The 22,054-nt window shown below is 69.0% G+C and carries 24 protein-coding genes; 7 read left to right on the top strand and 17 right to left on the bottom strand.

Annotated features, from left to right (window positions below):
• Positions 1-371: 371 nt before the first annotated feature.
• The 10 genes from ABZ780_RS26615 to ABZ780_RS26570 form a co-directional block, all read right to left on the bottom strand.
• On the bottom strand, positions 372-1,970 hold the full coding sequence (locus ABZ780_RS26615; RefSeq protein ID WP_357487851.1) for a YfjI family protein: 1,599 nt from the start codon (positions 1,968-1,970) through the stop codon (positions 372-374).
• A complete protein-coding gene (locus tag ABZ780_RS26610; RefSeq protein WP_357487850.1) occupies positions 1,967-2,869 on the bottom strand; it encodes a bifunctional DNA primase/polymerase in 903 nt (300 codons plus the stop codon). The genes ABZ780_RS26615 and ABZ780_RS26610 overlap by 4 nt, the downstream gene beginning before the upstream one ends.
• A gap of 12 nt (positions 2,870-2,881) precedes the next feature.
• A complete protein-coding gene (locus tag ABZ780_RS26605; protein ID WP_357487849.1) occupies positions 2,882-3,121 on the bottom strand; it encodes a hypothetical protein in 240 nt (79 codons plus the stop codon).
• On the bottom strand, positions 3,121-3,417 hold the full coding sequence (locus ABZ780_RS26600) for a hypothetical protein (RefSeq protein ID WP_357487848.1): 297 nt from the start codon (positions 3,415-3,417) through the stop codon (positions 3,121-3,123). The genes ABZ780_RS26605 and ABZ780_RS26600 overlap by 1 nt, the downstream gene beginning before the upstream one ends.
• On the bottom strand, positions 3,414-3,662 hold the full coding sequence (locus tag ABZ780_RS26595) for a hypothetical protein (protein WP_357487847.1): 249 nt from the start codon (positions 3,660-3,662) through the stop codon (positions 3,414-3,416). The genes ABZ780_RS26600 and ABZ780_RS26595 overlap by 4 nt, the downstream gene beginning before the upstream one ends.
• Before the next feature lie 141 nt (positions 3,663-3,803).
• Positions 3,804-6,020 (bottom strand): cell division protein FtsK, encoded by a 2,217-nt coding sequence (locus ABZ780_RS26590; RefSeq protein ID WP_357487846.1) that lies wholly within the window; start codon positions 6,018-6,020, stop codon positions 3,804-3,806.
• A complete protein-coding gene (locus tag ABZ780_RS26585) occupies positions 6,017-6,346 on the bottom strand; it encodes a hypothetical protein (protein WP_357487845.1) in 330 nt (109 codons plus the stop codon). Before ABZ780_RS26585 ends, ABZ780_RS26590 begins: the two co-directional genes overlap by 4 nt.
• 92 nt (positions 6,347-6,438) lie before the next feature.
• On the bottom strand, positions 6,439-7,191 hold the full coding sequence (locus tag ABZ780_RS26580) for an ABC transporter permease (protein WP_357487844.1): 753 nt from the start codon (positions 7,189-7,191) through the stop codon (positions 6,439-6,441).
• Positions 7,188-7,562 carry an RRQRL motif-containing zinc-binding protein gene (locus tag ABZ780_RS26575; protein ID WP_357487843.1) on the bottom strand — a complete coding sequence of 125 codons (375 nt, stop codon included), beginning with the start codon at positions 7,560-7,562 and terminating at the stop codon, positions 7,188-7,190. Before ABZ780_RS26575 ends, ABZ780_RS26580 begins: the two co-directional genes overlap by 4 nt.
• Entirely contained in the window at positions 7,562-7,807 is a 246-nt protein-coding gene (locus ABZ780_RS26570; protein ID WP_357487842.1) for a DUF6284 family protein, read from the bottom strand. The genes ABZ780_RS26575 and ABZ780_RS26570 overlap by 1 nt, the downstream gene beginning before the upstream one ends.
• Positions 7,808-8,210: 403 nt before the next feature.
• On the opposite strand from ABZ780_RS26570, the gene ABZ780_RS26565 reads away from it, so the two are divergent.
• The 3 genes from ABZ780_RS26565 (at position 8,211) to ABZ780_RS26555 (ending at position 10,649) form a co-directional block, all read left to right on the top strand.
• On the top strand, positions 8,211-9,077 hold the full coding sequence (locus ABZ780_RS26565) for a GntR family transcriptional regulator (RefSeq protein ID WP_357487841.1): 867 nt from the start codon (positions 8,211-8,213) through the stop codon (positions 9,075-9,077).
• Positions 9,074-9,769: an HAD family phosphatase gene (locus ABZ780_RS26560; RefSeq protein WP_357487840.1), complete on the top strand. Its 696-nt coding sequence runs from the start codon at positions 9,074-9,076 to the stop codon at positions 9,767-9,769. Before ABZ780_RS26565 ends, ABZ780_RS26560 begins: the two co-directional genes overlap by 4 nt.
• A gap of 91 nt (positions 9,770-9,860) precedes the next feature.
• Positions 9,861-10,649: a HEPN domain-containing protein gene (locus ABZ780_RS26555; protein ID WP_357487839.1), complete on the top strand. Its 789-nt coding sequence runs from the start codon at positions 9,861-9,863 to the stop codon at positions 10,647-10,649.
• Between the two features lie 151 nt (positions 10,650-10,800).
• Here the strand turns inward: ABZ780_RS26555 and ABZ780_RS26550 are convergent, their stop codons facing one another.
• From ABZ780_RS26550 to ABZ780_RS26535, 4 genes are all read right to left on the bottom strand, one after another.
• Complete coding sequence (locus ABZ780_RS26550) at positions 10,801-12,087, bottom strand: hypothetical protein (protein WP_357487838.1); 1,287 nt, start codon at positions 12,085-12,087, stop codon at positions 10,801-10,803.
• Between the two features lie 405 nt (positions 12,088-12,492).
• A complete protein-coding gene (locus ABZ780_RS26545) occupies positions 12,493-13,035 on the bottom strand; it encodes a DUF6036 family nucleotidyltransferase (RefSeq protein ID WP_357487837.1) in 543 nt (180 codons plus the stop codon).
• Entirely contained in the window at positions 13,032-13,538 is a 507-nt protein-coding gene (locus ABZ780_RS26540) for a helix-turn-helix domain-containing protein (protein WP_357487836.1), read from the bottom strand. Before ABZ780_RS26540 ends, ABZ780_RS26545 begins: the two co-directional genes overlap by 4 nt.
• A 102-nt stretch (positions 13,539-13,640) precedes the next feature.
• Positions 13,641-13,796, bottom strand: coding sequence for a hypothetical protein (locus ABZ780_RS26535; protein WP_357002927.1), 156 nt, complete (start codon positions 13,794-13,796; stop codon positions 13,641-13,643).
• Between the two features lie 142 nt (positions 13,797-13,938).
• Here ABZ780_RS26535 and ABZ780_RS26530 point away from each other — a divergent pair, with 142 nt between their 5' ends.
• A complete protein-coding gene (locus tag ABZ780_RS26530; protein ID WP_357487835.1) occupies positions 13,939-14,481 on the top strand; it encodes a YbhB/YbcL family Raf kinase inhibitor-like protein in 543 nt (180 codons plus the stop codon).
• A 135-nt stretch (positions 14,482-14,616) separates the two neighbouring features.
• Here the strand turns inward: ABZ780_RS26530 and ABZ780_RS26525 are convergent, their stop codons facing one another.
• A complete protein-coding gene (locus tag ABZ780_RS26525) occupies positions 14,617-15,327 on the bottom strand; it encodes a class I SAM-dependent methyltransferase (RefSeq protein ID WP_357487834.1) in 711 nt (236 codons plus the stop codon).
• Between the two features lie 212 nt (positions 15,328-15,539).
• Here ABZ780_RS26525 and ABZ780_RS26520 point away from each other — a divergent pair, with 212 nt between their 5' ends.
• Positions 15,540-17,366, top strand: a complete 1,827-nt coding sequence (locus ABZ780_RS26520) for a hypothetical protein (RefSeq protein ID WP_357487833.1) — start codon at positions 15,540-15,542, stop codon at positions 17,364-17,366.
• Positions 17,367-17,372: 6 nt separating this feature from the next.
• Here ABZ780_RS26520 and ABZ780_RS26515 read toward each other — a convergent pair whose 3' ends face one another.
• Positions 17,373-18,155: an IucA/IucC family C-terminal-domain containing protein gene (locus tag ABZ780_RS26515; protein WP_357487913.1), complete on the bottom strand. Its 783-nt coding sequence runs from the start codon at positions 18,153-18,155 to the stop codon at positions 17,373-17,375.
• A gap of 265 nt (positions 18,156-18,420) precedes the next feature.
• Between ABZ780_RS26515 and ABZ780_RS26510 the strand changes: the two genes are divergently transcribed.
• Positions 18,421-19,950, top strand: a complete 1,530-nt coding sequence (locus ABZ780_RS26510; RefSeq protein WP_357487832.1) for a peptide deformylase — start codon at positions 18,421-18,423, stop codon at positions 19,948-19,950.
• Between the two features lie 72 nt (positions 19,951-20,022).
• Here ABZ780_RS26510 and ABZ780_RS26505 read toward each other — a convergent pair whose 3' ends face one another.
• Entirely contained in the window at positions 20,023-21,138 is a 1,116-nt protein-coding gene (locus tag ABZ780_RS26505) for a globin domain-containing protein (RefSeq protein WP_357002916.1), read from the bottom strand.
• Positions 21,139-21,283: 145 nt separating this feature from the next.
• On the opposite strand from ABZ780_RS26505, the gene ABZ780_RS26500 reads away from it, so the two are divergent.
• On the top strand, positions 21,284-22,054 hold the full coding sequence (locus ABZ780_RS26500; protein ID WP_357487831.1) for a CPBP family intramembrane glutamic endopeptidase: 771 nt from the start codon (positions 21,284-21,286) through the stop codon (positions 22,052-22,054).

Genomic DNA, 22,054 nt, shown 5'->3' with positions numbered 1-22,054 from the left:
GCGGTGAGCGCCTTCCGGTCAGTGCTGGTCGCTTGTGGAGGGTTGGGGTGGGGGTGCGGCAGAGCGGCGTAGAGCGGCCCGCTGAGAGCGCCGCAGAGGCCAGATCTGGACAGGGTTGGGCCTAGGCATAGGGCCGAACCGTCTGTGTCGCTCTGAGCGGGCCGTTTCCCGGTGCCGGCAGCCCCGGCGGCGGCGCGGGGTGCGGGCCGGGAGGGGCCGGGAAGCGTTGACACGTTGACAATCGGCCGACCTAGCCGCGTTTCCGCAGGTGAGAGGCTGTGTCGGGGTGTCAACGCCCCCCGTTGACAGGCGTTGACACCCGTTGACACCGGGTCGGCCGGCGGCGGGTTGTCAACGCCTGTCAACGGCTGTCAACGCACCCCGTTGACACCCTCGCGGGTGCTCTGAGCTGCGGAAACGTCGGCGTCAGGGGCGGTTGTCAACGTGTCAACGCTTCCCGGCACCTCGGCCACGGCGCGCGGGTGCAGCTCGTACCGGCCGTCCGGCCCGTTGCGGACCCACCCGAGGGCGGCCAGCTCGGTGAGCACCGCCGACACCTCGTCGGACTTCGGTAGCCGGCGGGAGACGCGGCGGTGTAGCTCCCGGCGGGTGAAGGTGGTCATGCCCTTGGTGGTGAGCACCCCTAGCACGTACCGGGTGTTCTCCATCGCCGCATCGCTGCCGATGGTGCTGAGTGCGGCCCGGTAGTGCGCGGCGAAGAACTCGGCCAGCCGAACGGCGTCGGTCATCCGGTCGGCGTCGATCGGGCGTCGCCACGCGTCGGCGGGATGGTGAGCGACGTGCAACAGGCCGGCCAGCCGCAACGTCGCGCCGGAGAGCTTGTTGCCCCACTCCCGCATGTCGTACAAGGTGCCGCCGGGGCGTAGCTGCGCCTCCACCTCCTGAGCGGCGGCCAGCCGCACCCGCCCGGCCTCGGGAGTGAGGGTGACGACGGCGGGGTCTTCCCACTCGGCGAGGGTGGCGGCCAGGTCGTGCACCCGGTGCCGGTAGTCGGCCGTCACCTGCTCGGGCACCGGATCCATGTCGACCAGCCGATACCCGGCCAGCGAGCGGGGCAGCGCGAACAAGAACCGTGCCGGCAGGCCGCGCCCGGCAAGGTCGGCGTTCCCGCCGAATTTCCGCAGCACCGTCGGTTGCGCCATGACGCACACGGTCAGCGCGGGCTTGTCGACCGAGGCACCCTCGCGGGTCTGCCGTTCGTTGCTCATCGGCTGCCCCGCGTGGCCTTTCAGGTAGGGGTCAAGGTTCGGGGCACCGGAGTACCGACCAGCGAGGGTGTCGAAGATCCCGCCCTCATCCGAGATGATCGCCATCCGTCCGCCGTTGGCGGCCATCAATCCGATGAGGGCTTCCGGGGTGGCGTCGTCCACGATCAGCCGGGGCAGGCCGGGAACGGTGATCGCCTCGGCCGCGATCGCAGCGGCTACCGCCTCAGCGGCGGCCTCGTCCCGCTTGCCCGGGTCGCTGGCCTTCGCTGCTTGCGCCTTGGCCTGTTCGGCGTGCCGGTCGGCGATATCCCGCAAAGCGGCAGCCTCAGCGATCCGCGGTCGCATCGCCTCACCCAACGTCGACTGAGCGGCGAACAGCGGCGCGGTCATCGCCCGGTGAACAGGTGACTTCCGCTCGCCCGGACCAGCGATCACAGCGGCGAACACGTTCACCGGCTCACGCCACCCGCCGACCGGCTCCACCTCCAACCGGCCACCCGCACACGCCGACAGCACCGCCACGGCGAGGGTGCCGGCCATCGCCGGATCGGTCTGGGTGAACCGGGCGACGCCGGTCACCATGTCGCCCAACCACGCGGGGAACACGTCGACCGGGAACGGCGGCGGCGCGGTGCTCGGCCCGGTCAAGGGCACTGGAACATCCCACAGCGGCCCGCCCGTAGGCGGTGCGTCGGTGCCGTCGGGCTGCTCGGTCACAAGGTGCAGGCGGGCGGCGCTCATGCGGCCACCTGCCGAGGTCGCTTGCTGCCGGCGGCCAGCCCGGATCGGATGGTGCGTGCCGTCTCGACGTGGCCCAGCCCGGCCCGCGCTGCGGCTTGTTCCAGCACGCTTTCGGCGTCCTCGGCGGTGAGCGACCCACCGGCGGTGAGTTGCCCGAGTGCCACGGCCGCGATGTAGAGCGCCCGGTTGCGCTCCCCGGCCGGTGCGGTGGCTACCCGGTCGGCTTCCCGGGTGATCGCGGCCCGCAGGTACGCGCCGCTGCGGTCGGTCGGCAGCGACACCACCACCGGCCGCTGCGGCGGAAGCGGCGCCGGAATCAACCGGCCGACCAGCCACCCCGGCAGCGGGGCGGGGTCGGTATCCAGGTCGACCCGGTAGGGCCGACCGGCCACGGTGCTGCCGGCGGCGACCACGTAACCGCCATGCGCCCGGGTGTCGACCAGCGGGCCGAGCGTGCCGGCCGTGTTGCGCAACTCTGGTCCGTCGTCGGGGTGGCGGTAGTAGAGGTGAGTGCCGCCCCGACCGGTGGTCACCGTGTAGGTCGGTTCAATGCCGGCGGCGTGCGCGGCGGCCAGCTCGGCGAGGGTGTCCAGCCCGGTCGCCCCGGTGGTGCCGGCCTTCGGCCGGTCGAGGTCGACCACGACCAGCCGCGACGGACCGCACGCCAATCCGATGCCGTACGGGCGGGCCGACCACGCCCGGCGGATGCGGGCCGGGTCGGTGGTGGCGCGGGGCTCCCACCCGAGGTGGTGCCCGGCGGCGCGGCAGCGCGGGTCGCGGCCGGTGCAGTCGTCGCCAGCGTGGTCGGGGAACGCGGGTCGCTTGTCGTCGGGGCGTAGCGGGAAGATGTGCCAGCCGCGCCGGGCGTGTGCGAGCGCGGTGGTGAGCAGATTAGACATGAGTGCTCCTGTTCAGGCGGGGCGACGCAGAGCGCGGGCGGCGGTGAGGTCGATCAGCTCACCCCCGGCGTCGGGTGCCGGTCGGTGACGGGCGGCGGCGGTGACGGCTAGCCGCAGGTACAGGCGGTATCGGCCAGCGTCGACACCACCCATCGGCCACCGTTGGCCCTGTTGGATGACGTGTCCGAGGTCAGCGAGAGCGGCGGTGGCGGCGTCCAGCTCGGCGCGGGTGCCGCTGAGCCACACCTCCATCAGGCGGCCCGCCTCGGTCGGGGACGGGCGGTGATCGCGGCGCGGGTGACGGCGTGCCGCAGGTCGCCAAGCAGCCCGACCAGTTGCCGGCGCGCGGCCACCTCGGACGGGGCGAGCGCCACCCTGACGCGCACCTCGGCGTGCTCGCGGCCGGCGGTGGTGCGCACCCGCACGAGGACGGCGCGGGAGCGGCCGGCAACGTCGACCACGATCTCGTCGGATCGGTGTTCGCCGAGGTTGCAGCGGTGGTCTTTGCCGCACCAGTCGGTGTGCCCGTCGCGGGTGCGGCGGTTCATCGGTTGGCCTCGGCGCGCAGGCGGTGGAAGTGGTTGTAGACGCGTCGGCCGGTGCGCAGCCGGTGGCCTCGGTCGCAGCGGCGGCAGGCACGCGGGCGGCGCAGCACGCGGGTGGTGATGCGGCCGGTGCCGGCGCACCGCTGGCAGGTCTTGACGGGCTTGACCCAGCACAGCCCGGCGTAACCGAGCGTGATCAGGGCGGGGATCGCGGCGAGGGTGATAGCGGCGGTGAGCAGGGGGTCCACAGGTGCCTCCTGGGCCGGTTTTTGAGTGCACGGGGCCGTGAGCTGCTATCCGCTAGAGGGCAGCTCATGATTCGGATCGGGTGCTAGCGAGGGTGCTAGCGCTAGCAGGACGGGCCGCTAGCGCTAGCACCCTGCGGTGGGTTAGCCGGCGGACCGCTTCCGGTCACGCTCCGCAATGGCGGCGAGCACGTCGGGGTGCTTGATGCCGCGCCGGGTGGTGGCCTTGCCGTCGATGCGCCGACCCACGTCGCCGACCTTCACCAGCGGGTGGGGCTTGAGCGCGGTGGTGAGCTGCGCGGCCTCCCACCCGCCGTAGACGTCGGGCCGCAGCTCAGCCAGCAGCGCGCACAGCGTCTCGTTCCACACGGCCTTCTCATCGCCCGGCCAGATGCGGGCCAGGTCGCCGAGGACGTCGGCGACCGGGGCGACGTCGCGGGTCTGCTCGTCCAGCTTCGGCAGCGTCCCGGCCGTGGTGCGCAGCGCGACGGCGCGGGCGACGATGCGGGCGGCGGCGGTGGTGTCGACGTAGAACGAGCGCACCGCCGACGCCTTCGCGCCGAAGCCGCGCAGGATGCCCCACCCCGCCTCGGCCACCGGCTGAAACACGGTCGCCCGGTAGCCGTTCTTGTACGCCGACGTCCCGAGGATCATGTCGTTAGCCGTCTGGTCAGCCACGGACAGGCAGAACCGGGAGTTGACGTTGCGGGTGATCCCGGTCGGCAAGCTGTCCTTGTCCGGGATCTGCGTCCCGATCAGGATGATCACACCCAACGCGCGACCGAGCTTGATGACCTTTTCCAGGATTTCCCCGGCTTCCTTGCCGTACTTGCTGGTCATCAGCTCTTGCAGCTCATCGAACCACGCCACCAGGGGGTGAAGCCCGGACCCCTTGAGGCTGGCCAGCTCGGGCGTGACCTTGTTCTCCGGTGCCTTCCCGAGGCGGGCGTAGTGCTCGATGCGCTTCGAGCGGCGGCGGCACTCCTCGTACAGCCACTCGATGAACGCGAAGCAGCGGGCGAGGGTGTCGTCATCGAAGCCGTTGCCGTACTCGGCCATGACCGGCTCAAGCACCGCGAAGTCCCCAACGCCCTTCAACTCGTAGCCTCGGATCTCGGTGCGGGCGTCGAGGGCTGCGGCGAGGATCAGATCCCGCAGCGCGAACGTCTTCCCGCTGCCGGGCTGGCCGCCGAAGAGGTAGTTGCGGAACATCAGGTCAACCGCAACCGTGTCCAGCCGGGGGGTGGTGGCGAACGGGAACGCCTTAAACACGTCCACCTTCGCCGACTCCGACAGCAGCGGCCACGCGGGTTGCTTCATCTGCGACGCCGGCTCATACCCGACCCACAACGCCAACCGGCCCGTGTGACCCGGTGCCGGCTCCGGCCACACCTGATCCAGCGGCAACCGCATCGCTGAGGCCAGCCGGCCGCGCCGGGCGACCACCTCGGCGGCCTCCACCCCGTACGGCAGGTCGACCACCGCCAGGTGCCCGGGGCCGTCGCGGTGGATGTCCACCGGGAAGCTGATCGCCTTTGGGTCTTTGGCAACCGCGCTGTTGATCGCCGAGAGTTGCAGCGACGTGAGCGCCCGGCGCACCAGCTCGGCGGTGAGCTTGCGGTAGCGGGTGCCCTCGGTAACCCGGTCGGTGAGCGGCTTGTCCGCCGGTCGGCCGAGGGTGGCCAGCAGCGGCACCACCACCGCGAGAGCGACCCATCGCCACCACGGCGGACCCATGGCCAGGACGATCGCCCCGGCCACGGTTGCCCCGGCACCGGCGGCGAGCACCCACCACCGCCACACCGATTGGCGCTGCCGGCGGGCGTCGAGCTTGAGCCACACGTCCGCCTCACCACGCGACGCGGCAGCCTGCCGCAAGTGCCAGTTGCCCTCTTCGGCACTGGCCCAGTGCAACGCCCGACCGAGGCCGCGGAACAGCCCGACCGGTGCCCACACAGCGGTTTTCGCCGCGTACTTCGGCAGCCGCACCACGTGGTAGGCGGTCACGTAGCCGGCATCCTTCGATTGGTGCCGCACGGCGGCGCGCATACCGCGCCACGATCGCGCCCACTCGGCCAGGATCGGCCGGCGCTCCCGCTGCCGGGCCAACACCTCCGGCGGAATGTCCTCAGCCGCGTCCACCAACCCGCCGACGCGTTCCGGCCCGTCGTCGACCGTCTCGGCGTCGTCCTGCTCCGTGTCGTCCGCCTCGGCCGGCGGTCGGGGGCGGGGCACCCGGCGGGCGCGGGCGTCGTCCAGGTCGACCACCTCGGCACCCTCCCCGGTGGTGGGGTCGGTCAGGTCGTTTTCGGCGGCCTGCCAGTCGAAACGGTCGCCAGGCTCGTTGTTCGGGGCGCTCATCGGGACTCCTTCCCGGTGCGGATGACAGCGATGGGGGCGCACAGACGGCCGTAGGCGTCGATCTGCCACCCGGTGGTGCGGATCAGGCTGCGCGCGGCGAGGGCGGCGGCTACGGCGGTGAACTCCCGCTCATCGGGCCGGTCGTACTCCTGCATGCGGGTCGGCAGGTCGACCCACTCGGTGCCCTGGTTGTAGTCGATGAGCAGGGTGTAGCCGCCGCTCGCGGCGGGGGCGATGGTGGCGCGTAGCGGCGTGCCGAGCCAGATCGGGCGGCGGGGCCGCAAGCGGGTCGCCGCTTTCCGCAGCGCTCGCAGGGGTGACAACATCAGTGATCTCTCCTGAAGGTCTAGGTGCCGGATGGGTGAGGGCCGGCGGCACGGCGCAGGTTGCGAGCCAGGGGCCGTGCCGCCGGGCGGAACTAGTCGTGCGTGCGAACCAGGTGCGCGAGGGCGGCGCCCATGCCGAGCACCGCCACCGGGAGGCAGGCGACGGCGGTGGTGATCCACCACGGGGCCGAGGTGACCCCGGCCGCTTCGAGCAGGTGGTAGGCGACCTGCCCGAGCGCGCCGATGGCGAGGGAGCCGAGGGCGGACCACTTGGCGAACCGGCGCGCTCGCTCGGGCACCCGACCGGACAGCCACACGTAGAGCGCGTACGCGCCGTACGTCTCCACCCCGATCGGGAGCGTGATCGCGCTGTTGATGGAGAAGCTGTCCCAGATGCCCGGTAGCGGGTGCACGATGCCGAACCCGGTGAGTCCGCCCAACCCGACCCACCCGGACCAGATCGCGACGAACGCCGGCAGGGCCAGCAGCACCACCGGCCACACCACCGCCGACCGGACCGGCGCGGGCGGGGCGGGCGTGTCCGGGCGACTGACCGGCGCGACCTGCTCGACCGGCTCCGGCGGCGTGATCTCCGGCGCGGGCATCGGGTCCGGTACGACCGGCGGCGCGGCCTCGGGTGCGGCCGGTGCGGGTGCCGGATCCGGGGTGGTCTTGAGTAGCGCGAGCAGTTCGCCGGCCTTGGGTGCGCCGATGCGGAACTCCCGCATGAGCCGGTTACGCGACGGGAACACCTCCCCGTCCGGCAGGTCCAGCGCGCGGGCGGCGGGCAACAGGTCCTCGATGGGCTGCGGGTAGCGGGTGCCGTTGATGGTCGGGGCGGTCATGCTGCGTCCTCCTGGGGATAGGCACAGTCGACGCACTCGCCGAGCGAGCGCGGAATGAAGTAGGGCCGCACCTGACGGCAGGTCGGGCAGGTGCGGCGGGCCGTGAGGGCCTTGCCGATCGCGGCGCGCTGCGCGGGGGTCGCGGTGCGCTTCGGTGCGGCGAGGTCGAGCCGGTAGAGGTAGGCGGTGCGGGTGCCGCCGACGCCACGCCAGAGCACCTGAGCGGCGATCGGCTGGCCACCGGGGCGTAGGCCGGCGGCGGTCAGTTGGCGGCGGGTGGCGTAGCCGGGCGGGGCACCCTTCCACCAGAAGGTGGGGATTCCGTACCGCGCCCCGTCCGGATCGTGAAAGGCGGCGCGGATGCGCGACATCAGGCCGCGCGGCGCGGGTCGATACGGGCGGGCAGCTCGGCGGCGGCGCGGGTGACACGGGCCTCAGCCCGACGCAACCGCCGCCAGTCCAGCACGGTCGGTCCGCCGTGGTCCTCGGCGTAGAGCAACGTGATCTCGGCGTCCAACAGGTCCAGCTCAGCCGCGATTAGCGGCCACTCCGCGTCGATCGCGGCCAGGTCGGCGACGGTCGGTTCGGCGGTGACGGGGGCAAGGTGCGTACGCACGGGGAACCTCCGGTAGTCGATGACGTGGGGGAAAGTCCGGGGTGCGACCAGATCGGCCGCACCCCGGGTGAACAGGAACGAGAGGCAGAAGCAACCGCGCGCCAGATCCGGCCCGCTCGCCCCGCTCGCCCGGGATCTACCGGGGTCGGCCACCGGGTGGCTCAAGGCGGGGATGCCGCAGACGGATCTACGCGGCGCTTCTGCTGTGAAGTTCTCAATGAACGACCACACGACCGGCCCGTGGGCATGCGCAGCGCAATGCGCCACCTTCCCCGGCTTCCGCTCGGCTTGTTGTGCCTGGCTAGTCAGGTACAACGAGATGAACGTAGGTCGGCTTGGCTAGTCAGGTCAAGGGGGCGCGGTGAACTTTCCTAACTTGGCTAGTCAGCGCTACCGTGAACGGGTGAGCGAGAACCTTGACTTCCTCGGCGAGCTGGACCCCGACGACCCCAAACAGGCCTCACAGCAGATCGCGAACAAGCTGCGGGCGGCCATCCTCACGCGTCGACTCGCGCCCGGCGACAAGCTGCCGTCGCAACCCGAGCTAGCCACCCGCTACGGCGTCGCGCGAGAAACGGTCAAGCGGGCCTTGGACCTGCTCCGGGCAGAGCGGCTAATCGTGTCCCGGCAGGGCAGCGGCGCATTCGTCCGCGCGCAGACACAGCGAGCGGTTGAGCTGCGACCACACATCGAAGCGTCATTCGACCGACCTCACGTCACCATCGACTTCGCCGGCTTCTCCGGAGAGACGCTGCGCGACGCACTCGCCGAAGCGCTCGACAAGGTGCGCGTGGGCCGGCTCGCGCCGGAGACGATCGCGGTGCGGGTCCTGATCTCCGACATGGCCGTACCGATGGCGCTGCCGTCGCGGGCCGAGACACAGGCAGACGACCCAGCAGTACGCGAACGCGCGGAACGGATCACCCGCCGGGCCGCAGACGGAATTATCGATCAGGTCGGCGAGCTGGGCGACCTCGGGCTGATCCGGTCGGCCACCGTTGATGTGCGAATGCATCGGGCGTCTCCGCTGTTCAAGCTTTACATCCTGAACGGCGAAGAGGTCTTCTACGGCTTCTATCCGGTCGTTGAGCGCACCGTCTCCATCAAGGGTGAGCCCTTAGCGATCTACGACCTCATGGGCAAGGACGTGCCGCTGTTCCACTACGCGGTGACCGACGACGACACCTCGCACGGAACCCAGTTCGTGGAGGCTTCTCGGCAATGGTTCGACTCGGTGTGGTCGACCATCGCCTACCGGTACGACGGATGAACCCCGACCTGGGCCGGCTCCTCGGCGAGGCCGGCGCGTTGCTGCTCGACTTCGACGGGCCGGTGTGCAGTATCTTCGCCGGCTACCCGGCTCCGCAGGTTGCCGCCGAGCTGGTCGACGTGCTGCGGCGGCGCGGGGTCGACGCGCCGCCGGACCTCGCCAGCGAGACTGACCCACTGGAGGTGCTGCGCCGCACCGGCGCAGCCGGTGACCGCGGCATCACGCGGGCGGTGGAGGACGCGCTCTGCGCGGCCGAGCGCCGGGCCGTCGAGACTGCCGAGCCAACGCCGTATGGCCGAGAGGTCATCGTGGCTGCCAAGCAAGTCGGGATGCCGGTGGCGGTGGTCAGCAACAACTCGGCCGGTGCGGTTAGCGCCTACTTGGCGGCGCACCGGCTCGCCGGCTACGTATCGCCGGTGGTCGGCCGGGCTTACGCCGACCCGGACCGCATGAAACCCAACCCGGAACCGATCCTGCAAGCCGTGCGCGCACTCGGCAAGCCCTCGCCCCGGTGCCTATTGGTCGGCGACTCGTTGTCGGACATCGAGGGGGCACAGGCCGCCGGGGTCGCGGTGATCGGCTACGCGAATCGGCCGGCGAAGGTCGACGCGTTCCGGCTCGCCGGGGCGGATGCAGTGGTCAGCAGTATGGGTGAGATAGCCGGACTTCTTGTTGAGCGGTCCGGCCGCTAGGCACAAATTTGTTGGGATCACGGGGTCGCGCGTGAGAGACTCGTCCGTCATGCCAAGGCTGCCGGCGCGGCGAAAGATGGAGACTTGTCCAATGAGTGCGACTGGCGACGAGCTGTCCGAACTTGCAGCCGTGCCCACTACCAAGATTATTCGCGTTCCTGTCAGTAAAGCGTGCCTAAATTTCGTGGCGAACGCGGACGACATAAGAGACTTCTACGCGCTCCATCAGGAAGCCAAGAAGGTGGACGTTAAGGCGATTTACGAAAAGCTGCACGTAGCTAATAAGGCAGTGCTGGTGCTTGTCGCCGCGCTCTGGGAGGCGTACTGCGAGGATGTCGCCGAGGAAGGGCTTCGTCTCTTGGTGCGGCATGCCCCCACCTGGGAGGCCCTTCCAAGGCCGCTGCTAAAGGCGGTCGCCAAGGAGTTGCGTCGGTTAGACGAGGAGTTCGCGCCTTGGACTCTGGCCGGGGAGGGGTGGCGACAGTATCTCCTGGACCGGTTGTTCTTGCTCGGACAGAAGCGGAATTACTCGTTCGCAACGCCGAAATCCAGGAACGTAGACGCGTTGTTTTTGGAGTCTGTTGGGATTGTCCGCATCTCGGATGCGTGGACGCTTCCGCTTGGTGCTGAGTGGGCACGCAACGAGCTGGACACCTTTATCGACAAGCGAAATGTCATCGCGCATCGGTATGAGCCCGGGAACACTGTTGCCAAACGGCACGTCCGTCAGTTCTTCAACTTGGTTTCCGGTTTGGTGGCCCGCACGGACGCAGCGGTGGGAACGGTCATCGGAGAGGTGACGGGTGCGAATCGATGGTCAGCTACGCCAATCCTGCCGCCGCGCACCGGGACGGCGACAGGGGAATCGCTTGACCGCTAGTGCCCGGCAAGAATTGGGCCGGAGCGTCCTGTGTGCCCCACTCGTGTCGTCCCAACCTTGTCATCAGTGTTTCCCTTGGTCAGGTCCTTGCCCGCTGCACTGTAAATATGCCATCGATGCTCGCTCTTGCTTCGTCACGGATGGGTGAGCCTCACGGCTCCCAAGAGGTCTGCGTTGCGCTGCTAATAAGAACCTTTTGAGCAATGAACCGTACGATGTCTATATCATGCCCGAGGCTACGCGCTTCGGCACTGAAGGGAAGCAGCAATGCTGCTTGCGCGGGCCCGCCTCCATCCTTGGCATGAACAATTCGGCAACGAATGTCGTAGATTCTCTCTGCCACTTGATCGCCGAGCGGTGAGCCAGCGTCTTTGAGGGCTAATGCCTTCACCGACTTGAGCCCGTTCTTGCGATTTGAGACGAACGCGACTCGTTCAGGATCTGCCTCTATGAAGTCCTTCAAGTCGCCGTCGTTGACGCAGTGCCGGATCGTTGATTTCAATTGGTCGCGCTCAGTTAGATGCATCTTATTGCGGATTGCCTGGGAGAGGCGAGCGACATCCGAGTCCCTGTCCGCGTTGAAGGTTGGGTCTATTACGATCTGACGTAGCCGACGCAAGGTATCGCGCTCGGCATAGGCAGGAAAGAAATACTCGACAACCTGATAGAAGGCGAGGAACCGCAATAGTGGAAGTTTCTCCGACGATTGTGCATAGCGAAACAGCGACATTGCTTCCGCAGAGTATTTCAGGCCGGGGACCATCGGCAGCGCTTTCGTTTCATCTGCCATCGCAGTTAATGTGGCATATCGTGGAAAAGGTGCCAAGTCGACCGCGATCCCGTGCACGACCCACAGTTCGAACAAGACGGCGTCGGCCACCTGTTGTACGGCCTCAAGTAGCCGTTCGCGTCGTCGGAGACGGCTGCTTAGTCCGCTAATGAACAAGCTCGGCGAGGAGGCATAGCGGCCGTTCGTCCTAATACCCGCCGCCTGGAGCGCAAAGCTCGGCGACCCAATCCGGACTTGGACGGTAGATCCGGGTCGCGACTTAAAGTCGATAGACATAGTCTGGGTGAAATCAAGCTTTATCCGCGAACCAGCACGTTGTTCAACCCCAGCCAGCCGAATAAGCCGCCGTAAATCACGTATCGTTACTGGCGATAAAACCAGTTCGGTTTCTGCTTGCTTAGCGTTGTCGACGCCAAAATGGTCACCGATGAAGGTCCAATACTCAAAATCGGCTGATAGGTAGACGCCTGCGAGATTGTCATTGACGATGATGTCACGCGGCTCACCCCCTGAAGCCGGCAGCGTTACGCGAAGCACTGATTCGTCTTTCAATGCTGAGACATCCTCACAGGGTAGCCCAGCACTATCAGCACGTTGACGAACGTGGGACATCAGGTGGCTAGTGGCATCAACCGGCTCATCACTCACAGCGTGATCGTAGCTTCGACTCCGGCCATCCACTTCGGACGCGCCTGCCACGCCAGCTGGGAGAGAGCAGCTACCTGTGCCAAGACCATGCCCAAATCAGCGCACGCTCCGCGCTCTCGCTAAGTATCGGCACCTGACAGCTCCAGGAGGCGCCGCCTCTCCGGAGGAGGTTGCCTAGGCTTGGTCGGCGAAACCATCGCTTCCGTCAGGGTCGTGTGCGGCAAATTAGTGGCAGCTAGCCACGCTGACTGTCCGTTTGCGCTGGTCAGGTCATTGCAGATGATGGTCTTGAAAACCGGTAAGGCAGCGATGTCTTCGTGGGTTCGAATCCCACACCCTCCGCCCCTCTGGGCAGCAAAAACGTCCCCTGACCGCAACGCTGGTCAGGGGACGTGTCTGCGCTCGTCAGGTTGTCGGCAGGTAAATGGTGATCCAGTCCCTGAGCCGTTTCAGCACCAGAGGATGGACGTTGACCATCTCGATCCGCTCGGCGACTAGTGATGGCTCGATGAGCCCGGCCCGGATCAGCGCGTTGGCGAAGGCGTGGTCCTTCTCCCTGCCGGCTATCAGCTTGGACACGACACAGTCGTGCGGTTCGAGCGTGTAGCCACGTCCCGGTTGGGTGCTTTGAGACTCCACCAGGATCAACCGATCGCGCCAGCCGTCGGGCAGCACCGCGGTCGACACGCTCACGCCCTGGGCGTAGTAACCGTTCGTCTCGTGGAACGGTGAGAGCTCGCCAATGGCGCCGTCTACCTGGTCAGCCTTCCGGTCGTCCGGATCGTTGAAGAATGCCACGTCGACCTCCATGGAGGCGGTGGCTTCCAGCGGGAGTCTGCTCTCCGGGATCGCCCCCAGCACCGACTGGCTGCCGATGACGAGGACGTCCGGGTCTCCGGCGACTTGGCACGCGGCCCGCAGGACATGCTCCAGTTGCTCGCGCCTCACGCCGCTCGTTTCCAACCGCTGCGCGCGAACGACTCCAGAACCTTCTTGCGCTGTGCCTGTGACAGGACCCCGGCGAAGGGCGAGTTCTGTCGTAGCTCCACCGCTTCCGGATCATCCGAGGTCAGCGCCTTGAGGACGGCGCCAACGCCCTCGTTGATCGTGTCTTGCCAGCGCTTCAGCCACACCTCGGTCATGGTGTCGCGGTGCTGCCGGAGGAGTCGATCGAGACTCTCCCTGGCCTTGCCCAGTACCGCGTCCGGGTCGGTGACCAGACTGCCCGCCACCGCCTGGTGCAGCCACAGTGACTTGAGTTGATCGCGAGTCAGCTCCGGCTTGGGACGCAGCATCGCCTCAACCTGGCCCCGCTCTATTCTCCGGTGCATGCCGACCTTCACGAACGGCAGTTCTCCGCGCTCGCACAGGTTGACCACCTGCTGGCGCGACGACCCCAGCAGCTTGGCAACCTGACCAGTGGTCAGAAGGTCTCCACTCATCGCCGCCATAGTTGGAGCATGCGCTGCAAACGCTAAAAACGCAACTCGCTTGACGGTGTTCTCGCTGGTCAAACCTCGAATCCCACACCCTCCGCCACGACCACCCCGCTGTCACTCCGGCGGGTCGACGGACGGCTTGTTCTTCCGGATCGTCTCGTCGGCCAGTCGCTCGACCGCGCGGCGGCGCTCCTGGGCGAGCGACTGCTCGTCCGGCTTGCGCAGCGCGGTGACGACGGCGATCAGGAAATCACGCCAGATGGATGCCATAAAAGTCCCCCCGTGGAACATTGCGGCGGCAACAATATCCTCGAGGGGAGATTCCGTGGCAGCGGGCCCATCTGGTCGTCGGCAGCCACCGAACGGGGTATGAAGGGGCAGGAATCTGCCCGCACCGGAAGGACGCGTCCCGATGACCCTGGAACGACCGATCGCCCCGGACCCGTACGAGCTGCTGCCGACGGTGCCCTCGTTCACCCTGACCAGTGACGACGTGCAGAACGGCGAGCCGATGGACGCCCGGCACGCGCACGGCAGCACCGGGGGCGACAACGTCTCACCGCAGTTGACCTGGTCGGATTTCCCGGCCGAGACCAAGAGCTTCACGGTGACCTGTTACGACCCCGACGCGCCGACCGGCAGCGGTTTCTGGCACTGGCTGCTGGTGAACGTGCCGGTCAGCGTCACGCAGCTGCCCAGTGGCGCGGGTGGCGCGGCGACCGCCGACCTCGGCGGGGCGTTCTCCGTCCGCAACGACTACGGCGAGCAGGGCTACGGCGGGGCGGCTCCGCCAGCCGGTGACCGGCCACACCGGTACGTCTTCGCGGTGCACGCCCTCGACGTCGACCGGCTCGATCTGACCCCGGACGCGTCCCCGGCCTATGTCGGCTTCAACCTGACCTTCCACACCCTGGCACGGGCGGTAATCCGCCCCACGTACCAGATCAAGGACTAACGCCACCCCGCAACCCGCGCGATCTTGCACTTTCTGCCCCGGCATGCCTGACATAAGGCGCATAACGGCGACCGAAAGTGCAAGATCGCGGGGCGGGGCGGGCGGGGCGGGGCCGTGGGGGCGGGGTGGGGTGGGTTAGGGATTTACGCGGGCTACTGCGAAGACGGACTGGCCGAACGGGGGGCGGACGAGTTGCTCGGCGGCCTTGGTGGCGGGGAGCACGAGCGTGTCGTACACCTTGACCATCGGGCCCTCCTTCGGCATCAGCCGGAAGACCTTGGTGGCCATGAAGTAGCCGATCAATCCGAGCGCGTTGGCGTAGTGGATCTTTTCGACCGTCAGCCCCGCGTCGGTCATCGCCGTGCCGAGCGTCTTCTTCGTGTACCGGCGGACGTGCCCGGTGGCGACGTCGGCCGGGCTCATGGCGAACTCGAAGGCCGGCACGATGATGATCACGGCGCCGCCGGGGCGGACCAGGTCGCGCATGCTGCGCAGCGCGCCCACGTGGTCCTCGATGTGCTCCAGGACGTTGTACGAGACGGCGGCGCTGTAGCTACCCGCCTCGTGGTGCGGCAGCAGCATCTGCCGGACGTCGACGCCGGGCTGGGCGGCGAGCCGCTCCTTGAGCTGCACCAGCCGGTCGGGGTCGGCCTCCGTGGCGGTGAACCGAGGTAGGCGCTGCGACCACTCCAGCGCGTAGTCGCCGAGACCGCTGCCGATCTCGATCGGGTCGTCACCGAGGTATGGCACCGCCAGTTCGACGAACCAACGGCGGTGGTTGACGGCCGTCGCCAGGCCCTCCAGCACCTCGGACTGGACGCGCTGGTCCCCAGTGATTTCTGCCATGCGTCGATTCCTCACGATATGAACTCGACCCGTGCCTGGACCGACAGAGTGAATCATCCGCTTGGATGGCAGAAGAATCGGGGCAGCGTTGTGGCCGAATTGCGGTCGGGGGGTGGGCACGTGATCGGCGGTCGGCGAACCCGGCACATAGTACGGCAGTACCCCGAAACATGTCACGGCAGAGCCATGTGCTGACTACCCTATGAATTGTCATGACTACTCCCGAACCGGACGCGCCGAGCGACGGCCCGGCCACCGTGTCGCCGGTGGAGAGGGCTGGCGGCGATCGGTTGCGCCGTAACGGGAAGTGGGTCGACCTGGCTGCCGTGCTGAGCTTCGCGGCGCTCGCCTTCTGGGTCACCGGGCGCCTCTGGTTGGACCCGGGCAGTGGGGTGCGCGACAACCGCACCGACCAGTCGCAGTTCGAATGGATGATGGCGCACGGTGCACGAGTCGTCACGCAATTCGCGTATCCATTCCATTCGGACCAGATGAACGTGCCCGACGGCGTCAACCTCATGGCGAATACGTCCGTATTATCCATTTCCTTGCCAATGACGCCGGTCACCCTGCTGCTGGGGCCGCGCGCGGCATTCCTGCTCTTTCTCACCCTGGGGATGATCGCCACCGCCACTGCCTGGTACTTCCTGCTCTCCCGCGTCCTCATCGGCGCTCGCGGGCCGGCGTGGCTGGGTGCGGGCTTCTGCGCCTTCGCGCCGGCGATGGTGTCGCACGCCAACAGCCATCCGAACATCGTGTCGCAGTTCGTCGTCCCCTTGATCATCTGGCGGACGCTGCGGCTCGCCGAGCCCGGTCGCTGGCTGCGCAACGGGGTGCTGCTCGCCCTGGTGATCGTCTGGCAGGCGTTCCTCAACCTGGAGATCCTGCTGATGACCGCGATCGGGTTGGGCGTGATCGTCGTCGCGCTCGCCATCGGTCGCCCGGCCCTGCGGTCACGGGCGCGGCCCTTCCTCGCCGGCCTGGCCGTGGCCGCCGGCGTCGCCGGCCTCCTGCTGGCGTACCCGCTGTACGTGCAGTTCTTCGGTCCCGGCGCGTACTCCGGGCTGTCCAGCCTGATCCGGGGCTACTCCAGCGACCTCGCCTCGTTCGTCGCGTACGCCCGGGAGTCGTTGGCCGGCAGCCCGCGCACCGCCGCGGGCCTGGCCAAGAACCCGACCGAGGAGAACAGCTTCTTCGGCTGGTCGCTGCTGGTGCTGGTGGTCGCCCTTGTCTGGTGGCTGCGGCGCTCGGTGGTGGTGCTCGCGCTGGCCGGGCTCGCTCTGTTCTTCGCGGTGCTCTCGCTCGGTCGGGAGATCCGCTTCGACGGCCGGGGCACCGGTGTGCCGGGGCCGTGGGCCGCGCTGGAGAACCTGCCGATCCTGCACTCGGTGGTGCCGACCCGCTGGGCGTTGGCGATCACCCCGATCATCGGTGTGCTGCTCGCCTACGGCGCCGAACGGGCCCGCGAGCTGGCCCGCGCACAGCCGGCCGCCCGGCGGCAGATCCGCTTCGCCACCGCGACCGTGCTGACGATGGCCCTGCTGCCGATCCTGCCCACCCCGCTGCCCGTCGTACGCCTCGACCCGGTCCCCACCTTCGTGACCAGCGGCGCCTGGCGGCCCTACGTGGCCGGTGGGCGCAGTGTGGTGACCCTGCCGCTGCCGGACACCACCTACGCGGAGCCGCTGCGCTGGTCGGCGGTCACCCGACTGGACATGCCGCTGGCCCGGGGCTACTTCCTCGGCCCGGACACCCGCCCGAGCGCGGATCCGCCGAAGGTCGCGTTGTTCAGCGCACCGCCGCGCCCCACCAGCAGCTTCTTCGCCACCATCCGACGCACCGGGGCGGTGCCGCCGATCACCCCGCAGGACCGGGTGAAGGCGATCGACGACCTGCGCTACTGGCGGGCCGGCGCGGTCATCCTCGGGCCCCAGGAGCACGAGGACGCGCTGCGTCGGGGGATGACAGAGCTGACCGGGATCCAGCCGGTGTTCACCGGCGGGGTGTGGGTGTGGGACGTCCGGCCGCTGACCGACTGAGCGGGCTCAGGGCTGGCGGACGCAGCAGCCCTGGCAGACCTTCGGGCTGGGCAGCGTGAAGGCGAGGCAGCAGGTGCGCCGCTGAACCGTCGGCTCGCCGGTCGGCCCCGGCACCAGCTCGACCAGATCCGCCAGATCGAGCGCCCCGAGCAGAGAGTCGATGCTCTGCACCGTTGGGCCGGGCAGCGCGTCGGCGGCCCGCAGGATGCCGTGCGCGATGCCGGAGGCGACCGAGCCGAGCAGCGTCCGGGTGCCGACCCGGACCTCCGCCTGGATCGCCGTGATGAGCGGTGCCAGGTGCGCGTCGAGCAGTGAGGCGCGCAGCTCGCCCAGCAACTCCGCCTCGTCGGCGACGACGCGTACCTGCGGGAGGCCGGCCAGCGCCAGTGGGTCGCCCGGCAGCACCGCCACGGTGGTGCTGCGGCGCATGCCCAGGGTGAGCAGGGGCCGGTGGTCCTCGAAGTGGATCAGAACGTCGGACGGGTCGAGCAGCGGAACCCGCCGAGCCGAGGCCCAGCCGAGCACGACCGGCAGCGCCGTCCAGTAGCTGTACGACTTCCAGGCCAGCGCGGCGCAGGCGTGCGGGGTGCCGCGCCAGCGGACGCTTGCCGCGTGCAGCAGTTCCGGCAGCCGGGTGCCGTCGATCAGGGTGGTCGCGGGCGTCCAACCGAACTCGTCGTCGACCAGCAGGCCGCGGGCGAGCCCGGGGAGGTCGTCGGTGCCGAACATGGCCCGCAGCGTCGCGGTGACGGGGGCGAGCGGCGTGGCGGACATGTCCCGCCTCGGCATCACCGCTGTCACCGTGTCATCCCCCGTTCGCGTGACCGAGGTGCACACCCCGGTGGACGACAGTGCCGTCCAAGCTAAGGCTAGCCTAACCACGCGTGCTGAGTAAGGGAAGCCTCACCTCGATCGCGGCGGGAGGCTTGGGCCACATCGGCTCGACTCCCGCCGGCCGCCGGTGGTTTGTCAAGCGGAGTGTCATCAAGTTGCCAGATGCGTGTGCGTTCGGCCACAGAACGTGAAGATGATACTCCCGGCCGCGAGGACGCCGATGACGACATCCCCCCTCGAACGGGCTGCCGACTCCTTTGCGGCCGAACTCGCCCGGCAACGGACCGGGCGTGGGCTTTCCAAGAAGCAACTGGCCGTCCTCATGGGGTTCGACCCCTCCTACGTCAGCCACGTCGAGGGGCGCCGGCACCGCCCGACCGAGGACTTCGCCCGCCGCGCCGAGGCCGTCCTGGAGGCCAGCGGCGCGATCTGGCAGCGTTTCCGGGAGTACGACAATCTCCGCCACGCCCGCATCGGCCAGCCGCACCGCGAGCCCTCGCCGCCCGGCCAGTGGCTGCCGCCCGGCACCGGCCTCGTCGTGGAGCGGGAACTGGCCACCCTCACCCACACCGACGAGGGTTACCGGTGCGTCATCCGCCGCGAGCTCTACAACGCCGGCACCGAACCGGTCACCCGCTACCTGGTACGCGTCGCGGTCGACCGCTACCCGAACGACCCCGGTCGCTCCAACCGGCACCACCGCGAGCACCCCCTCACCTTCGCCGAGCTGCAACTGCAGGCCCGCCGGGACGACAGCGGCGGCGACCCGGAGCCGATGCACTGGCGGGCGAAGCACGACCGGGACGCGTTCAAGGAGATCTGGCTGCTGTTCGAGAACGGTGAGCGGCGCTTCCCGCTCTACCCCGGCGACCGGGCCACCATCGAGTACGCGTACAGCGTCGGTCAGGAGAAGTGGGGCCCCTGGTTCCAGCGGGCCGTCCGGCTGCCCACCCGGCAACTCGCCGTACGCCTGGATCTGCCGGCGGCGCTCGACCCACAGGTCTGGGGCGTGGAAACCTCGCTCTCCGCGGAGGAGGGCCCGCTGCGGACGGCGCCGCAGCGCCACGACGAGGGCGACCGGGCGTACTTCGACTGGCAGACCGACGACCCGCCGCTGAACGCCCGCTACCGGATGCAGTGGCGCTTCCGGTCCCGCCCGGACACCGACCCGGACGTCGGCCCCGGTGGCATCCGGATCCGCCCCAGCGACCGGATGCGAGGGCTCGGCATCGTCCAACGCGGCGACGACCTGCTCCGCCAGCGCGTCCGGCAGTTCGACCTGCCCGCCGAGGAGCAGGTGGCCCGGGACATCGTCGACCGGCTCACCACGGCACTGGCCCGGCTCGACGAACTGCACCCGTTCAGCAAGGGGGTGGGCATCGCCGCCCCGCAGCTCGGCATCGGCCGGGCGGCGGCGGCCGTCCGACCCCCGGACCGGTCGGCGGAGCCGGTCATCCTGCTCAACCCCCGGGTGGTCGACGCCGACCCGGAGACCGACGAGCAGTACGAGGGCTGCCTCTCCTTCTTCGACCACCGCGGTCTGGTGCCCCGACCGCTGCGCCTCGACGTGGAGCACGCCCAGTGGGACGGCAGCCGGATCATCACCTCGTTCGAGTTCGGCATGGCCCGGCTCGTCGCCCACGAGATCGACCACCTGGAGGGCCGGCTCTACGTCGACCGGATGGCACCGGGCGTGCCGCTGGTGCCGGTGGAGGAATACCGGGAGACCGGGCGGCCCTGGCGCTACTGAGTGGGCAAAGGGGGGCCGGGGCGCGTGCCCCAGGGGGCGGGAGCACGCGCCCCGGCATGGGGGGAGGAACGTCTAAAGGTCACCGAAGGTGTCGTAGCGGATGTTCGGCGGCGGCACCTCGTCCGCGGCCAGAACCCGCAGTGTGGACCGGACCATCTGCGCCGAACCGGAGACGTAGCAGTCGTGCGTCGTCCACGGGCCGTACCGGGCCACCACGTCCGGGATGTCGCCCAACTCGCCGTCGAAATCCGGGTCGTCGCTGCACGCCGCCGTGACCGACAACCACGGGTGTACGGCCACCAACTCCTGCAACGCGGCCAGCCCGTACAGGTCCGCCGCCTGCCGTGCCCCATAGAAGACGTGCACCCACCGCGTCCGGTTGTAGGAGGCCAACTCCTCCACCAGGGCCTTGATCGGAGCCAGCCCGACCCCGCCGGCCACGCAGAGGATGTCCCGCTCGGAGGAGCGGTCGAGGGTCATCGAACCCATCGGCGCCGCCAGCCGCAGCAGGTGCCCGGGCTGAACCCGGCGGACGAGCGCCCCGGACACCCATCCCGCGCCGGAACTCCGGACGTGGAACTCGAGCACGTTGTCGTCGTTCGGGGCGTTCGCCACCGAGTAGGTGCGCCACACCCTCGGGTGGTAGCGGGGCAGCTCCAGGCTGACGTACTGGCCGGCCCGCCACGACAGCGGATGCTGCAACGCCCGGCAGGTCAGCACGGCGGTGTCCGGGCCGTACCGCTCGTGGGTCAGCACCTCGGCGTGCCAGAACGGCGGGTTGTCGTCGTTGGCCGCCCCGGCGACCATCTTCGCCGCGATCGCCGCGTACGCGTCTCGCCACGCCTGGTCGTACTCCAGGTTCCAGCCGTCACCGGCGGTGGTACGCAGCGCGTCCAGCAGCGCGACGCCCATCGTCGCGTAGTGCTGGTCGTCGACGTGGTACTTGCGGTGGTCCCGGCCCAGCGCCCGCAGGAACTCGTCGAAGCTCTCCGGGTCGTCGACCGTGTGGATCGCCGTGATGATCGCTTCCAGCAGGCGGTCACCCTGGCCCGTCATCTGCACCGGGAAGAGCTGCCGCAGGGCCGGGTCGAGCAGGAACAGCCGGGCGTAGAAGTAGCCGCTGAGCCGCTCCCGGTCCTCCTCGACCAGGGTCCAGCTCTCCTTCAGCAACCGCGCGACATTGTCCACCGGGTGCTCCTTCCCCAGACGGCAGCGGATCGGGCGCCCATAGAATGTCCACGGAGAGTGCACACTGGTCGCACAGAATGTGCGATCGGTTCACGCCGGCCGATCAGCTGTGCCTGCGGTGCCGTCCGTCGGGCAGAGTGGTGCGGTGACCGTTGAGCTGACCCGCCCGGTGTCCCGCCGAGTGTTGGGGACCGAGATGCTGCTGGTCCTCGGCCTCTCCCTCGGCCAGTCCGCGGTCTACGCGGTGGTCTCGATCATCGCGAAGCTGACCGCCGAGGGGCCGCTCTCCAAGCAGACCGCCTCGCTGAACACCTCGGCGTCGGCCCGACCCTGGCTGGACCTGACGTACCAACTGCTCGGCATCGTCTTCGCGCTCCTGCCCGTGCTGCTCGCCGTACACCTGCTCAGCCGCGACCCCGGCGACCCGGTGCGGACCCTCGGCCTGGACGCCCGGCGGCCCGGCCAGGACCTGGCCCGTGGCGCCGGCCTTGCCGCGCTGATCGGCCTGCCGGGGTTGGCCCTGTTCTGGGTTGCGGCCCAGCTCGGCATCAACGCCACGCTGGTGCCGGCCGCGCTGCCGGACATCTGGTGGACCGTCCCGGTGCTGATCCTCGTCGCCATGCAGAACGCCGTGCTGGAGGAGGTGATCGTGGTCGGTTACCTCGTCACCCGGCTGCGCCAACTCCACTGGCGGCTCGCCACGATCATCGCGGCCAGCGCGCTGCTCCGCGGCTCGTACCACCTCTACCAGGGCTTCGGCGCGTTCGTCGGCAACGCCGTGATGGGCGTCGTGTTCAGCCTCTTCTACCTGCGTACCCGGCGGGTGATGCCGTTGATCATCGCGCACACGCTGCTCGACGTGTTTGCCTTCGTCGGCTACGCGCTGCTGCCCCGCGAGTGGTTCGACTGGCTCTGA

The organism is Micromonospora sp. NPDC047467, from assembly GCF_040643095.1.
GTDB lineage: Bacteria > Actinomycetota > Actinomycetes > Mycobacteriales > Micromonosporaceae > Micromonospora.
Note: the sequence above shows the minus strand (reverse complement) of the source record. Positions and strands in the feature narration are given on the sequence as shown.